Genomic DNA, 12,790 nt, shown 5'->3' with positions numbered 1-12,790 from the left:
CCTCCCCCGAAGGACCCGGATATGGCGAAGATCAAGGTAAAGAATCCGATCGTGGAGATCGATGGCGACGAGATGACCCGGATCATCTGGGAATGGATCCGCGAGCGCCTGATCAAGCCGTATCTCGACATCCAGCTCGATTACTACGACCTCGGCGTCGAGCATCGCGACGCGACCGACGACCAGGTCACGATCGACAGCGCGCTCGCCACGCAGAAGCACGGCGTCGCGGTAAAGTGCGCGACGATCACTCCCGACGAGCAGCGCGTGACCGAGTTCGGTCTGAAGAAGATGTGGAAGTCGCCGAACGGCACGATCCGCAACATCCTCGGCGGCACCATCTTCCGCGAGCCGATCGTGATCAAGAACGTACCCCGCCTGATCCCGGGCTGGACGCACCCGATCGTCGTCGGCCGTCACGCATTCGGCGATCAGTACCGCGCGACCGATTATCTGGTCCCGGGCCCGGGCAAGCTGCGTCTCGTCTTCGAAGGCGACGACGGCACGGTCATCGACCGCGAGGTATTCCAGTTCCCGTCGGCGGGCGTCGCGATGGCGATGTACAACCTCGACGATTCGATCCGCGATTTCGCCCGCGCATCGATGCATTACGGCCTCAACCTGAAGTGGCCGGTGTATCTGTCGACCAAGAACACGATCCTCAAGGCCTATGACGGCCGCTTCAAGGACCTCTTCGCCGAGGTGTTCGAGGCCGAGTTCAAGGACAAGTTCAAGGAAGCGGGCATCGTCTACGAGCATCGCCTGATCGACGACATGGTCGCATCGGCGCTGAAGTGGAACGGCGAGTTCGTCTGGGCCTGCAAGAACTATGACGGCGACGTCCAGTCGGATCAGGTCGCGCAAGGGTTCGGGTCGCTCGGCCTGATGACCTCGATCCTGCTGACCCCGGACGGCAAGACCGTCGAGGCCGAAGCCGCGCACGGCACCGTCACGCGGCACTTCCGCATGCACGAGCAGGGCAAGGCGACCTCGACCAACCCGATCGCGTCGATCTTCGCGTGGACCGGTGGCCTGAAGTATCGCGGCAAGTTCGACGATACGCCCGACGTCACCAAGTTCGCCGAGACGCTCGAGCGTGTCTGCGTCCAGACGGTCGAGAACGGGCACATGACCAAGGATCTCGCGATCCTGATCGGCCCCGACCAGCCCTGGATGACGACCGAGCAGTTCTTCGAGCAGGTGCGGTCCAACCTCGAGACGGAAATGGCCAACTGGGCCTGAACTGATGGCCGGGCGGTGCGACGCCGCCCGGTCTCATTCACCGCGATCCGACGCGTAAGCTCCGGTTGACCACCGCGGCGCGGAGATACTGGAAATACACGGCACAGCCGATCAGATGCGCAGTGAACGGTATGCGGGACAGCTTCCAGAATTCGACCTGGGCGCACGCAAGCCATAGGAAAAGCCCCGTCAGACCGAATGCGATCGTCGACAACAGGATCGACGAGAAAGTGGCACCGACGCCAAGCGTCAGCGCTCCCGCCCCGCGATAGCCGACAAGGTAGGGCGCAAGGATCAGCAGCCAGATGGCGCCCCAACCTGAGCTAGTCATAATCACAGACATCAAGAGCATCGCCGGTCCGTCGACGCTTGTGCCGCCCTCCGCATAATAGAGATGGCTGTGGTACATGATCAGCGGGATCGGCGCGCAGGCCAGCGCGATCCCGACGATCCATAGCGTCCATGCCCGTTTCGGTGTTCGCACGTGCATGGCGTTTCGCCCCTCTACGACACAAACAGCCTAGCCGCCCCGCCGCAAGGCTGGTCTAAGCGTAGCATGGCATTACGGCTCGACAATCAAGGTTTCAGCGACACGCTCGTCATTCTGGGCGCGGCGGGCCTCGTCATTCCCGCGTTCGCGCGGTTCCGGGTTAGCCCGGTCATCGGTTTCATCCTGGTCGGCCTGCTGGTCGGCCCCGCCGGCTTGGGCTCGCTCACCGGCTCTATGCCGTGGCTGTATTACCTAACCATCTCGAACCCAGAGTCGATCGAGCCGTTCGCCGAGTTCGGTATCATCCTGCTGTTGTTCTCGATCGGCCTCGAACTCTCGTTCAAGCGGTTATGGTCGATGAAGCGACTGGTGTTCGGCACCGGCGCCGCCGAACTGATCGGCTCGGCGCTGATCATTGGCACGGCGCTGCACTTCATCGGCCAGGAATGGGCAGGCGCGATAGGGCTCGGGTTCGCGCTCGCGCTGTCCTCGACAGCTTTAGTCCTACCGCTCGTCGGCACGACGGGTGCGGTCGGTCGGGGAGCGTTCGCGATGCTGCTGTTCGAGGATCTGGCGCTCGTCCCGATCATCTTCGTGCTTGGTGCGCTGGCACCGACTGCGAGCGCAGACGGCTGGTCGAACATCGCCGGCGTGGCATTGCGCGGTGGTTTGACCGTCGTCGCGATGTATATCGGCGGGCGGGTCGTCCTGCCCCGGCTGTTCGGGCAGGCCGCGCGCACCAAGAGCCCTGAACTCTTCCTTGCCGCGTCGCTGCTGGTGGTGATCGTAGCGAGCGTCGCGACAACGGCCGCCGGACTGTCGCCTATCGTTGGCGCGCTGCTGGCGGGGTTGCTGATCGCCGAGACCGAATATCACAGCGAGGTCGAGGTCATCACCGCGCCGTTCAAGGGGCTCGCGCTAGGTGTGTTCCTGATCACGGTGGGCATGAGCCTCGACCTCCGGCTGATCGCGCAGAACTGGCCGTCGCTCCTACTCGCGGTGTCGGGCGTGGTGGCGACCAAGGCGATCGTCACGTTCCTGTTCCTGCGCGTCGCCAATTCGCGGCGCGGGGTCGCGGCCGAGACGGGCTTGCTGATGGGTAGCCCCTCCGAGACCACGCTGATCGTGCTTGCAACGGCCGCGCAGGCGCAGCTGATCCTCCCTTCGACGGCGTCCTTCTGGCAGACCGTTACGGCGATCGGCCTGACGATCACGCCGTTGCTGGCCAAGCTCGGCCGCACGGTCTCGCGCCAGCTCGAAAGCCGCTCGACGGCCGATGCTGGCGATATCGAGATCGATGATGACGGCCCCGGCACGGTCGTCATCGGCTTCGGCCGGGTCGGCCGCATGGTCGCCGACATGCTGGCCGTCCACGGACAGAAATACGTCGCGGTCGAGGCGGATATCGATTCGGTGGAAGAGGCCCGCATGCTGGGCCACCCAGTATTGTTTGGCGACGTCGCCCGCCCCGAACTGGTCGAACGATTGAAGCTGCATACCGCCAAGGCGTTGATCCTAACGATGGACGACCCAGTGCTGACGGTACGCCTAGCGCGGCGGGTACGGGCTTTGGCGCCGGACCTGCCGATCGTCGCGCGCGCGCGCGATACGGCGCATGCGGCCGAACTGTACCGTGCGGGTGTGACCGATGCCGTGCCGGAGACGTTGGAGAGTTCATTGCAGTTGGCGGAGGCAGTGCTGGTCGATCTCGGCGTGGCGATGGGGCCAGTGATCGCCTCGATCCACGAGAAGCGCGACGAGCTTCGCCAAGAGATCAAGGCGGCGGCGGACATGATCGTCGAGCCGCGGATCAGGAAAGCCAAGCGGACGCCCCGCGCGGCATAGTATTGCACGAGGCGTCGGCCTTATCCGGCCATAGTCGGCCTAAGCCGATTGATCAGGCAGCGGCTAGCGCGAAATCCTTGAAGCGTTCGCGGAGCACGGTTTTGAGCAGCTTGCCCGTTGCGGTGTGCGGCAGGTCTTCGACGAAGACGATCGCGTCGGGGAGCCACCATTTAGCGACGTGCTTGGCCAGGTGATCGAGGATCGTCTGTTCGGTGACGTCGTTGCCAGGCTTGCGAACCACCAGCAGCAGCGGGCGCTCGTCCCATTTCGGATGGTGGATGCCGATTGCCGCCGCCTCCGCGACGCCCGGACAGCCGACGGCCGCGTTCTCCAGGTCGACCGAACTGATCCATTCACCGCCGGACTTGATGACGTCCTTCGAGCGGTCGGTGATCTGCATCGTGCCGTCCGAATGCAGCATCGCGACGTCGCCGGTATCGAACCAGCCATCTTTGTCCACCGCGTCTTGGTCTGCGCCAAAATAGCGTTGGACCACCCAGGGGCCGCGGACCTGCAACCTGCCGGCCACCTTGCCGTCGCGAGCTAGCACCGTGCCCTCGTCGTCGATGATGCGGAGTTCGATGCCGAAGGGGACGCTGCCCTGTTTGCCGACGAGGTCGAGCTTTTCGTCGCGCGTCATGTCATCCCAGTGCGCCGGGTTGAAGCCGGCGGTGCCGATTGGCGAGGTTTCGGTCATCCCCCAGAGGTGTTTCACGGTGGCACCCATGCCCATGATCCGCTCGATCATCGCCCGGGGGGCTGCCGAGCCGCCGATCGTCACCTGCTTCAGGTGGCGCGGCGCGTCGCCTGACGCGTCCATGTGGCCGAACATGGCCAGCCAGACGGTCGGCACGCCGGCGGAATGCGTGACCTTCTCGTCGTTCATCAGCCGGCACAGCACGGCGGGATCGTTCACCGCGGAATAGACGACTTTCGCGCCCGACAGCGCGCAGGCGAACGGCAGCCCCCAGGCGGCGGCGTGGAACATCGGCACGACCGGGAGCACGACCGCGTTGGGGGAGAGATCGAACACCCAAGGCGCGACCTCGGCCATCGCGTGGATCATCGTCGAGCGGTGCGTGTAGAGCACACCCTTCGGATTGCCGGTGGTGCCGCTGGTGTAGCAGAGCATGCATGGCTCGCGCTCGGGGCCTTCTACCCACTCGTAATCGCCGTCCTCGGCGTCGAGCATCGCCTGGAAACCGTCGGGTCCTAGGTCGTCGAAGCAGATGTAGCGGCTGATTCTGGTCCATTGCGCGCGCAGGCGATCGACGAGCGGCTGGAACGCCTTGTCGTAGAGCATCACGCGGTCTTCCGCGTGGTTGGCGATGTAGACGAGCTGCTCGTCGAACAGGCGCGGATTGATCGTGTGGATCACGCCGCCCATGCCAATCGCGCCGTACCAGGCGACGAGGTGGTGCGCGTGGTTCATCGCCAGCGTCGCAACCCGGTCGCCGGGGGCTACGCCTAATTTTTCGAGCGCCTGCGCGAGTTTACGGGCGTCGCGGGATACGCCCGCCCAGTTGGTGCGGGTCTCGCGACCGTCGGCCCAGTAGCTGACTAGCTCCCTAGCCCCGTGTTCGCGCGCGGCGTGGTCTATCAGGCGGGGAACACGAAGCTCGAAATCCTGCATTCCACCAAGCATTCTCGCTCTCCCAAGCTCGTTATCCGACCAGAGCGAGCCTCGTTTCCGAGGTCTTCATCTCCACCTTGGCGACACCGTGCAACGACTCGATGTGCTCGACAAGCTCTCCGTCGAGGAGGAAGTCGCGGCCGAGCAGGATGCAGACTTCGCCATCGGGCATTGGCGCACGCACGCGAACCTCGCCGCGCGCGCCGCGATGCTCGGCCAACAGCGACGCGAGGGCGGCGAACGCGGTCATGTCAGAGATCGTCACGACCACCTGGAAGCGCGCGAGGTTGGCGAGGCCTTCGAACGGCTGGATGCGCTTGATGCTGACGCGCGGCGTGTCCTCGCCGGGCTTGCGATCGAGCTCGACGGTGATGAGGCCGCAGCCGCCGGCCTTTGCCGCCTCCTCCAGATCCTTCGAGACCTGGTCGTCGAAGCAGGTCGCCATGAACTGGCCGCTGGCGTCGGAGCATTGCGCCATCATGAAGCGCTTGCCGCGTGCGGACGTGCGGTAGCGCGCGTCCTCGACCAGCACCGCCATCGTCGCGCCGGCGCGGCTGCCGTCGTCGGGGATGTTGAGCTCGGACAGCGCGGTGTAGGCGCGGGCGCCGTGGCTGACCGCGATGTGGCGGTGGCGATCGACCGGGTGCGCGGAGAAATAGAAGCCGAACGCCTCCTTCTCCTGATCCATGCGCTGGCTGAGCGTCCAGCGGACCGACGGCGGGAGCTTGATCGCGTCGCCGGCGGGTTCGGCGTCACCGAACAGGCCGCCCTGCCCGCTGGTCTTCTGTTCGTGCGTGCGCGCGGCGATCGCGAGGATCGTCTCGGCGGTGGCGTGGATGCCGGCGCGGTTCTGGTCGAGGCCGTCGAACGCGCCCGCGGCGGCGAGCGTCTCGAGCTGGCGCTTGTTGAGCAGGCGCGGGTCGACTCGCTTGGCGAGATCGTCGAGGCCGGCGAACGGGCCGTTCTGGACGCGCTCGACGATCAGTTTTTCCATCGCGCCTTCGCCGACGCTCTTGAGGGCGCCTAGCGCATAACGAACCGCCAGATTGTTTCCCCGCGAAGGCGGGGACCCAGACTGGGCACCCGCCTTCGCGGGTGAACATTCTGCTGGTTGGGCGTCAGCATCCGCCAAGACCTCGACATCGAACTCGGCCTGGCTTGCGTTGATGCAGGGCGGCAATGCGGCGATCCCGAGACGGCGCATGTCGTCGGTGAAGATCGCCAGCTTGTCGGTCTGGTGCAGGTCGTAGCACATCGAGGCCGCAAAGAATTCGTGCGGGTGGTGCGCCTTGAGCCACGCGGTCTGGTAGGCGAGCAGCGCATACGCGGCGGCGTGGCTCTTGTTGAAGCCGTAGCCGGCGAACTTGTCGATCAAGTCGAACAGCGCGTTCGCCTCGGCCTTCTTGATGCCGTTGACGGCGAGACACCCCTCGACGAACCCCGCGCGCTGCGCGTCCATCTCGGCCTTCACCTTCTTGCCCATCGCGCGACGCAGCAGATCGGCGCCGCCGAGCGAGAAGCCGGCAAGGACCTGCGCGGCCTGCATGACCTGCTCCTGGTAGACGAAGATCCCGTAGGTCTCGGAAAGGATCGGTTCGAGCAGCGGGTGCGGATAGTCGATCGCCTCGGTGCCGTTCTTGCGGCGGCCGAACGACGGGATGTTGTCCATCGGGCCCGGTCGGTAGAGCGACACGAGCGCGATGATGTCGCCGAAATTGGACGGGCGCACCGCGGACAGCGTGCGGCGCATGCCCTCCGACTCGAGCTGGAACACGCCGACCGTGTCGCCCTTTTGCAGGAGCGCGTAGACACCCGCATCGTCCCATTCGAGCGCCTCGAGATCGACCGTCACGCCGCGCTTGGCGAGCAGTTGCACCGCCTTCTGGAGCACCGACAGCGTCTTGAGCCCGAGAAAATCGAACTTCACGAGGCCCGCGCCCTCGACATATTTCATGTCGAACTGCGTGACGGGCATGTCGGAACGCGGGTCGCGATACAGCGGGACGAGCTGCGCCAAGGGCCGATCACCGATCACCACGCCGGCGGCGTGCGTCGACGAGTGACGCGGCAGGCCTTCCAGCTTCATCGCCAGATCGAGCAGCTTCCGGACGCCGTTGTCGTTGGCGTATTCCTTAGCGAGTTCGCCGACGCCGTTCAGCGCGCGTTCCAGCGTCCAGGGGTCGGTCGGGTGGTTCGGGACCAGCTTGGCGAGACGATCGATCTGGCCGTAACTCATCTGCAGCACGCGGCCGGTGTCCTTAAGCACCGCGCGCGCCTTCAGCTTCCCGAAGGTGATGATCTGCGCGACCTGATCGCGGCCGTATTTCTCCTGGACGTAGCGGATCACCTCGACGCGGCGGGTTTCGCAGAAATCGATGTCGAAATCGGGCATCGACACGCGTTCCGGGTTCAGGAAGCGCTCAAACAGCAGGCCGAGCTTGATCGGGTCCAAATCCGTGATCGTCAGCGACCAGGCGACGACCGAGCCTGCGCCCGAACCACGACCCGGACCGACGGGAATGTCGTGGTCCTTTGCCCATTTGATGAAGTCCGCGACGATCAGGAAATAGCCGGGGAAGCCCATCTGGACGATCACGTCGACCTCGAACGCGAGCCGCTTGCGGTAGACGTCGCGCCAGCCGTCCTCGCCCTCGCCGTGGAGTTCGGTGATGCGGGCGAGACGCGCTTCGAGCCCGGCTTCGGCGTCGTCACGAAGGAGCTTGGCCTCGCCCTCGATATCGCCGGCGAGGCTGGGGAGGATCGGTTTCCGGTACGGCGCCATCACCGCGCAGCGCTGTGCGACGACCAGCGTGTTGGCGATCGCCTCGGGCAGGTCGGCGAACATCTCGTGCATCACCGGCGCGGGCTTCATCCAGGCTTCTGGGCAACTGCGGATGCGGTCCTCGGTCTCGACATAGGTCGAGTGCGCGATGCAAAGCATGGCGTCGTGCGCGTCGCCGAACGCGCTTTCGGTGAAGCAGCACGGGTTGGTCGCGACCAGCGGCAGGTTGCGCTCGTAGGCGATGTCTATGAGGTCGGTTTCGGCCGCCGTCTCGATTGCGTCGTTGCGGCGCGAGAGTTCGATGTAGAGGCGGTCGCCGAACAGGCCTTGGAGACGGTCGAGATAGGCGCGGGCGCGATCTGGCTGGCCTTCCGCGAACAGCCGGGCGAGACCGCCCTCGCCGCCTGCGGTCAAGGCTATCAGGCCGTCGGTGTGGCGTTCTAGCGCGGCGAAATCGACGTGCGCGGGCATCTCGATCGGGCGGTCGAGATGCGCCATCGAGACGAGCGCGCAGAGATTGTCGTAGCCCGTCATGTTCTGCGCGTAGAGCGCGAGCCAGTCGAACTGCGTGGCGACGCCGTCGGGCATGTCGGGGCGACCGACGCCGAGCATGACTCCGATGATCGGCTGGACGCCGTCCTTCTTGGCGGCGTCCGAATAGGCCATCGCGGCGTAGAGCCCGTTGCGATCGGTCAGCGCGGCGGCGGGGAAGCCCAGCGCGCGCGCCTGCTTGGCGATCGCTTTTGGATCGATGGCGCCGTCGAGCATGGTGTAGCAGGAGAAAACGCGGAGGGGGACGTAACCGGAATGCATCGACAGGAGGTAGGCGCTGTGGCGTGATTCGACCAGCCGGGATGAGTCCGATCGGAACCGCGGACACGACGAGCCGTTGCGGCGTGGACTTCTGGGAGCTTTATTTATGACCGATCCACGCGGGCGTTTTGCCGATACCGAAACCACGGCTGCGGGTGCGCCGCGTGCGGGCGCTGGTTGGGGGTGGATGCTGGCTTACGGCGTGTTGTCGGTGGTGCTCGGGATCATCGCGTTCGCGTCGCCGTTTTCCGCGACTTATGCCGCGACATTGGTAATCGGGGCGTTCTTCATTGCGGCCGGGATCGTGTCGATCGTGTCGGGGTTTGCCGGCAAGGGGCATGAGGGGCGCGGCTATGCGATCGGGTTCGGGCTGGTGTCGCTGGTGATCGGGCTGATCATGGCGTTCGAGCCTGCGACGGGGGCTATCTCGCTGACGTTGCTGATTGCGGTTTGGCTGGGTTTGCGTGGGGCGCTGGAGATCGGGCTTGGGGCGCGATTTCGGCGGGGCAAGGGGTTGATGATCGCGCTGGGCGTGGTGAACATACTGCTGGCGGTGATCGTGCTGGCGACGCTGCCTTGGTCGGCGTTGACGTTGCCGGGGTATGTTTTGGGGATCAGCTTCCTGTTTGGCGGGGTGACTTCGGTTGCTTCGGCCCTCGCGCACAAGAAGGGCGCACCGGCGTTTTCGGTGACCGCCTGACTTTCCCCGCGAACTGCTTGTTCTCCCGCGAAGGCGGGAGTCCAGTCTGGGCCCCCGCCTTCGCGGGGGAACACGCTACGTTGGGATGCTTGGCCTCTCCTCGCGAGAAAGTGCCACCCCGGCGAAGGCCGGGGCCCAATTGGTGAGGTTGCAGTAACGGAGCGCAGCGGTCTTCACCGCCGTCCCCCAATTGGGCCCCGGCCTTCGCCGGGGTGGTGGTGTGGGGTGGTGCCCCTGTGGGTTAGAGCAGCTTCTCGATATCCTTGCGGATGTCCTCGGGCTTGGTCGTCGGGGCGTAGCGGTCCACCACCGCCCCATCGCGACCGACGAGGAACTTGGTGAAGTTCCACTTGATCGCCTTCGACCCGAGCACCCCCGGCGCATCCGACTTCAGGCGCTCGAACAGCGGGTCGGCCCCTGCCCCGTTGACGTCGATCTTCGCGAACACCGGAAACGTCACGTCGTAGGTCAGCGTGCAGAAATTGGCGATCTCCGCTGCGTCGCCCGGCTCTTGCCCGCCGAACTGGTTGCACGGGAACGCGAGCACTTCGAAACCCCGATCGGCATAATCGCGATGGAGTGCTTCGAGGCCGTAATATTGGGGGGTGAAGCCGCATTTCGAGGCGGTGTTGACGATCAACAGCACCTTGCCGCGGTAAAGTTCGAGCGAAGTCGCTGTGCCGTCGGCGTTTTTTACGGTGAAGTCGGTGATCGCGGTCATGGGCGGTCCTCGTTTCGCGCGAGCAGATACGCCAGGTTCTGACGCACGCCGGGCCATTCGTGGCGGAGGATGCTGTAGACGACGGTGTCGCGCAAGCGGCCGTCGGCCATCACTTGGTGCCCGCGCAACACGCCGTCGCACTTGGCGCCGAGGCGTTCAATCGCGGCTTGCGACCGCTTGTTGAGCGAATCGGTGCGGATCTGGACGCATTCGCAGCCGAGGGCGTTGAACGCGTGGGTCAGCAGCATCAGCTTGGCTTCGGTGTTGACGCCGGTGCGCTGTACGGACTTGGCGTAGAAGGTGCCGCCGATCTCGAGCCGCTTGTTGCCCTCGTTCATCCGCATGAAGCGCGTGGTGCCGACGACGGTCCCGCCAGCCACCACCGCAAACAGCCGCGCACGGCCGAAGTCCTGTTCGCGCAACGCCGCGGCGAGCCAGCGGTCGGGCGCCTTCATCATCGCGACGTTGGCGTAGAACGTGTCCCACAAATTGTCCGCCGACGCGGCCGCGACGAGCGCGTCGATGTCGTCGTCGACCAGCGGGCGGAGCGTGACGTGACGCCCGGTGAGCGTCGGCGTCTCGCCCCAGGTCACGCCAGCCGTCCCTCGTGCAGCCGCAATACGCGGTCCATGCGGGCCGCGAGCCGCTCGTTGTGCGTCGCGACCACCGCCGCCGTGCCCTGTTCGCGGACCAGGCGGATGAACTCGGCGAAGACGATGTCGGCGGTGTGTTCGTCGAGGTTGCCGGTCGGCTCGTCCGCCAGAACCAGCGCGGGCTTGTTGGCGAGCGCGCGGGCGACCGCGACGCGCTGCTGCTCGCCGCCGGAGAGCTGGCTTGGGCGGTGCGTCAGGCGGTGGCCGAGACCGAGCTGGGTCAACAACTCCGCAGCGCGCCTGTCCGCCTCGACCCGCGTCGCGCCGTGGACGAGTTGCGGGAGGACGACGTTCTCGGTGGCGTTGAAGTCCGGCAGCAGGTGATGGAACTGGTAGACGAAGCCGAGGCTGTCGCGGCGCACCACGGTCCGCTCATGCGCGTTGAGCTTGGCCGCCTCGGTGCCGGCGATCCTGATCGATCCCTGGAATCCGCCCTCGAGCAGGCCCACGGCCTGCAACAGCGTCGACTTGCCCGAGCCCGACGGCCCGAGCAGTGCGACGATCTCGCCCGGTGCGATCGCGAGGTCGACACCACGCAGCACGTCGATGGTCGCGCCGCCCTGCGTGAAGCTCTTGGTCAGCCCGCTGGTCTGGAGGACATAATCGTCGAACTTCTCGATCTGGCGATCGATTTTGAGGCCTTCATTCATAACGCAGCACCTGCACGGGGTCGGTACTCGCCGCTTTCCAGGCCGGATAGAGCGTTGCGAGGAAGCTGAAGACGAGCGCCATCAGCGCGATGACGACGATCTCGACGGGGTCGGTCTTCGACGGGAGCTCGGTGAGGTAGCGGATCGAGGGATCCCACAAATTCTGGCCGGTGAGGAGCTGGACGAAGTTCACCACGCCCTGCCGGTAGAACAGGAAGATGAAGCCGAGCACGAGCCCCGCGACCGTGCCGAGCGCACCGATCGTGGTGCCGACGACGATGAAGATCCGCATCATCGAGCCACGCGTCGCGCCCATCGTCCGCAGGATCGCGATGTCGCGCGTCTTGGCGCGGACCAGCATGATCAGCGACGACAGGATGTTGAACACCGCAACCAGGATGATGATCGACAGCACGGTGAACATTGCGACGCGCTCGACCGCGAGTGCCTCGAACAGCTGCGCGTTCATCGTCCGCCAGTCGGCGATCACCGCGTTGCCGCCGATCTTGTCCGCGAGCGGCTTGAGGATCTCGCCGACGCGGTCCGCGTCCACCGTCTTCAGCTCGACCATGCCGGCCGCGTCGCCCATCAGGAGCAGCGTCTGCGCATCCTCGATCGGCATGATGATGTACGCCTTGTCGTAATCATAGACGCCGATCTCGAAGATCGCGCCGACCGTATAGCTGACGATCCGCGGGACGGTGCCGAACGGCGTCGTCTGGCCTTGCGGGCTGAACAGCGAAATCTCGGAGCCGACCTGCGCACCGAGCGATTCGGCGAGCCGCGAGCCGATCGCGATGCGGCCGGACCCTTGCGTGATCGACTGGAGCGACCCCATCACGACCTTGTTGCTGATCGTCGAATTGCGGCGGATGTCGTCGACGCGCATGCCGCGTACCAGCACCGCCTCGGCGCGACCGTTATAGGTGGCGGCGAGCGGCTGTTCGATCAGCGGCAGCGCGCTGGTGACGCCCGGCGTCTTCTGCGCCTGTGCGACGATCTCGCGCCAGTCGGGGAGCCGGTTGCCGACGCCCTGCACGACCGCATGGCCGTTGAGCCCGACGATCTTGTCGAACAGTTCCGCGCGGAAGCCGTTCATCACGCTCATCACGATCACCAGCGCGGCGACGCCGAGCATCACCGCAACCAGGCTGATCGAGGCGACGAGGAAGATGAACGCCTCGCCCTTGCCCGGCAGCAGATAGCGGCGGGCTATCATCCGTTCGTAGCGGGACAGGATCATGGGCGGCCAGGTTCGATC

The 12,790-nt window shown here is 65.5% G+C and carries 10 protein-coding genes; 3 read left to right on the top strand and 7 right to left on the bottom strand.

Features of this window, described 5'->3' with window-relative positions:
- The first annotated feature begins 21 nt into the window (after positions 1-21).
- Positions 22-1,242 (top strand): NADP-dependent isocitrate dehydrogenase, encoded by a 1,221-nt coding sequence (locus tag C8J39_RS16230; RefSeq protein ID WP_056055940.1) that lies wholly within the window; start codon positions 22-24, stop codon positions 1,240-1,242.
- A gap of 37 nt (positions 1,243-1,279) precedes the next feature.
- Here C8J39_RS16230 and C8J39_RS16225 read toward each other — a convergent pair whose 3' ends face one another.
- Positions 1,280-1,726 (bottom strand): hypothetical protein, encoded by a 447-nt coding sequence (locus C8J39_RS16225; protein WP_132833626.1) that lies wholly within the window; start codon positions 1,724-1,726, stop codon positions 1,280-1,282.
- Positions 1,727-1,798: 72 nt separating this feature from the next.
- On the opposite strand from C8J39_RS16225, the gene C8J39_RS16220 reads away from it, so the two are divergent.
- Entirely contained in the window at positions 1,799-3,577 is a 1,779-nt protein-coding gene (locus C8J39_RS16220) for a cation:proton antiporter (protein WP_120301383.1), read from the top strand.
- A gap of 52 nt (positions 3,578-3,629) precedes the next feature.
- Here C8J39_RS16220 and C8J39_RS16215 read toward each other — a convergent pair whose 3' ends face one another.
- Both C8J39_RS16215 and dnaE read right to left on the bottom strand, forming a co-directional pair.
- Positions 3,630-5,222: a long-chain fatty acid--CoA ligase gene (locus tag C8J39_RS16215; RefSeq protein WP_120301382.1), complete on the bottom strand. Its 1,593-nt coding sequence runs from the start codon at positions 5,220-5,222 to the stop codon at positions 3,630-3,632.
- Between the two features lie 19 nt (positions 5,223-5,241).
- Entirely contained in the window at positions 5,242-8,805 is a 3,564-nt protein-coding gene (dnaE, locus tag C8J39_RS16210) for a DNA polymerase III subunit alpha (protein ID WP_120301381.1), read from the bottom strand.
- A gap of 106 nt (positions 8,806-8,911) precedes the next feature.
- Here dnaE and C8J39_RS16205 point away from each other — a divergent pair, with 106 nt between their 5' ends.
- Complete coding sequence (locus tag C8J39_RS16205) at positions 8,912-9,505, top strand: HdeD family acid-resistance protein (RefSeq protein ID WP_120301380.1); 594 nt, start codon at positions 8,912-8,914, stop codon at positions 9,503-9,505.
- Positions 9,506-9,746: 241 nt separating this feature from the next.
- Here C8J39_RS16205 and C8J39_RS16200 read toward each other — a convergent pair whose 3' ends face one another.
- Genes C8J39_RS16200 through C8J39_RS16185 form a run of 4 tightly spaced genes read right to left on the bottom strand, consistent with a single transcriptional unit; the run spans position 9,747 to position 12,772 of the window.
- A complete protein-coding gene (locus C8J39_RS16200) occupies positions 9,747-10,226 on the bottom strand; it encodes a glutathione peroxidase (RefSeq protein ID WP_120301379.1) in 480 nt (159 codons plus the stop codon).
- The gene (locus C8J39_RS16195; protein WP_120301378.1) at positions 10,223-10,819 is read right to left on the bottom strand and encodes a GNAT family N-acetyltransferase; all 597 of its coding nucleotides are present in this window, start codon (positions 10,817-10,819) and stop codon (positions 10,223-10,225) included. The genes C8J39_RS16200 and C8J39_RS16195 overlap by 4 nt, the downstream gene beginning before the upstream one ends.
- On the bottom strand, positions 10,816-11,529 hold the full coding sequence (locus C8J39_RS16190) for an ABC transporter ATP-binding protein (protein ID WP_093399625.1): 714 nt from the start codon (positions 11,527-11,529) through the stop codon (positions 10,816-10,818). Before C8J39_RS16190 ends, C8J39_RS16195 begins: the two co-directional genes overlap by 4 nt.
- Positions 11,522-12,772: a lipoprotein-releasing ABC transporter permease subunit gene (locus C8J39_RS16185; protein ID WP_056489550.1), complete on the bottom strand. Its 1,251-nt coding sequence runs from the start codon at positions 12,770-12,772 to the stop codon at positions 11,522-11,524. The genes C8J39_RS16190 and C8J39_RS16185 overlap by 8 nt, the downstream gene beginning before the upstream one ends.
- Positions 12,773-12,790: the final 18 nt, after the last annotated feature.

It is taken from the genome of Sphingomonas sp. PP-CC-1A-547 (assembly GCF_003610375.1).
In the GTDB taxonomy this organism is placed as follows: domain Bacteria; phylum Pseudomonadota; class Alphaproteobacteria; order Sphingomonadales; family Sphingomonadaceae; genus Sphingomonas.
Note: the sequence above shows the minus strand (reverse complement) of the source record. Positions and strands in the feature narration are given on the sequence as shown.

Bases quoted from the DNA above. Each gene is read 5' to 3' on its own strand.
- C8J39_RS16205 (WP_120301380.1), top strand. From the start codon at position 8,912: ATGACCGATCCACGCGGGCGTTTTGCCGATACCGAAACCACGGCTGCG.
- C8J39_RS16230 (WP_056055940.1), top strand. From the start codon at position 22: ATGGCGAAGATCAAGGTAAAGAATCCGATCGTGGAGATCGATGGCGAC.
- C8J39_RS16185 (WP_056489550.1), bottom strand. From the start codon at position 12,772: ATGATCCTGTCCCGCTACGAACGGATGATAGCCCGCCGCTATCTGCTG.
- C8J39_RS16215 (WP_120301382.1), bottom strand. From the start codon at position 5,222: ATGCTTGGTGGAATGCAGGATTTCGAGCTTCGTGTTCCCCGCCTGATA.
- C8J39_RS16200 (WP_120301379.1), bottom strand. From the start codon at position 10,226: ATGACCGCGATCACCGACTTCACCGTAAAAAACGCCGACGGCACAGCG.
- C8J39_RS16190 (WP_093399625.1), bottom strand. From the start codon at position 11,529: ATGAATGAAGGCCTCAAAATCGATCGCCAGATCGAGAAGTTCGACGAT.
- C8J39_RS16220 (WP_120301383.1), top strand. From the start codon at position 1,799: ATGGCATTACGGCTCGACAATCAAGGTTTCAGCGACACGCTCGTCATT.
- dnaE (WP_120301381.1), bottom strand. From the start codon at position 8,805: ATGCATTCCGGTTACGTCCCCCTCCGCGTTTTCTCCTGCTACACCATG.